The 1,286-nt window shown below is 71.0% G+C and carries 2 protein-coding genes; one reads left to right on the top strand and one right to left on the bottom strand.

What is annotated here, in order from left to right:
• The first annotated feature begins 243 nt into the window (after window positions 1-243).
• Window positions 244-708 (top strand): SRPBCC domain-containing protein, encoded by a 465-nt coding sequence (locus G6027_RS16460; RefSeq protein WP_182638090.1) that lies wholly within the window; start codon window positions 244-246, stop codon window positions 706-708.
• Window positions 709-728: 20 nt separating this feature from the next.
• On the opposite strand, the gene G6027_RS16465 is transcribed toward G6027_RS16460, so the two are convergent.
• On the bottom strand, window positions 729-1,286 hold a 558-nt coding region (locus G6027_RS16465; RefSeq protein ID WP_182638091.1), incomplete at its 5' end, for an alpha/beta hydrolase.

Consider the following 1,286-nt stretch of genomic DNA (forward strand, 5'->3'; position numbering starts at 1 on the left):
GCCGCCGAGGGCGCCGCTGCCGACGAACGCGGCCACGATGGCGGCCGCCACCCCGAGGAGCGTGATCACGGGCATGGCCCACCCCGTGCCCCGGGTCGCGTGGGCCTCGGTCGGGGCCGGCTCGGTCTGGTGTGTCGACTGGTCCATGTTGACGACCGTAGCCGCAGTTCACCGGGGTGGCGACCCGGCCTGGATCGCGGCGACCGGATGCACGGGACGGCGCCGACGTGCAAGGTGGAAGACATGACCACATCTACGAGCGTCACCGTCGAGCGCGTGATCGACCACTCGGCGGCCGAGATCTTCGACATCCTCACCAACCCGGAGAACCACGCCAGGTTGGACGGCTCGGGCTTCGTCCGCGGGGACTACAAGTCCGACCGGATCCAGCAGGTCGGCGACGTGTTCTCCATGGACATGGAGGGCGAGCACATGGGCGGCGAGTACCGCACCGAGAACCACGTCACCGGGTTCGGCAAGGACAAGATCCTGGCGTGGCAGACCGCGCCCGCCGGCACCGAGCCCCCCGGCTGGGAGTGGGTCTGGGAGCTCGAGAACCGTGGGCCCGAGTCGACCCTGGTGCGCCTGACCTACGACTGGAGCAAGGTCACCGACAAGGAGATCCTCAAGAAGGTGTCCTTCCCGCTGGTGTCCGAGCAGCAGCTCGAGGACTCGCTGTCCAACCTCGCCGCCGCGGTGGCCGGCTGAGTCGGGATCGGCTCCGCGGGTCAACCCCGGCCGGACAGCGCCCGCAGCATCTCTTCCCAGTGGGCCAGCGGCAGCAGGTGGCCCTCGCCCGCGTAGACGGTCAGGTCGGCTCCGCCCAGGTGCTCGGCCAGCCATCGCCCGTGGACCGGTGGGGCCATCTCGTCGTCGTCGCCGTACCAGAGGTGCACGGGCGCACGGACGTCCTCGACCCGGAAGCCCCACGGGCCGACAAAGGCGACGTTGTCCCACGCGATCGCCCCGGCTCCCTGACGCAGGGCCTCGTGGAAGTTCACGAACAACGCCCGCCGGGAGGCGGGGTCTGCGATCACGGCCGCGTCGCTGTCCGCCCACATCCAGTCGATCCACGGCGCTGACTCGTCGTCCCTGACCGACAGCATCGCGTCGAGGAACCCGGAGTTGCCGGACAGGAACAGCTCGGCCGCGCGGGCGGGGTCGTCCGGCAGGTGGGAGAGCGCCTCGAGATCGCCCGGGTTCAGCGACTCGCGCGCACCGGGCATCCGATCGAACGGGGCCACGCCGCCGGCGACCCCCACCCGCGTGACGCGATCGGGCGCTGT

This window comes from Dietzia sp. SLG310A2-38A2, assembly GCF_014145095.1.
GTDB lineage: Bacteria > Actinomycetota > Actinomycetes > Mycobacteriales > Mycobacteriaceae > Dietzia.

Coding starts and splice junctions, on each gene's coding strand:
- G6027_RS16460 (WP_182638090.1), top strand. CDS start 244: ATGACCACATCTACGAGCGTCACCGTCGAGCGCGTGATCGACCACTCG.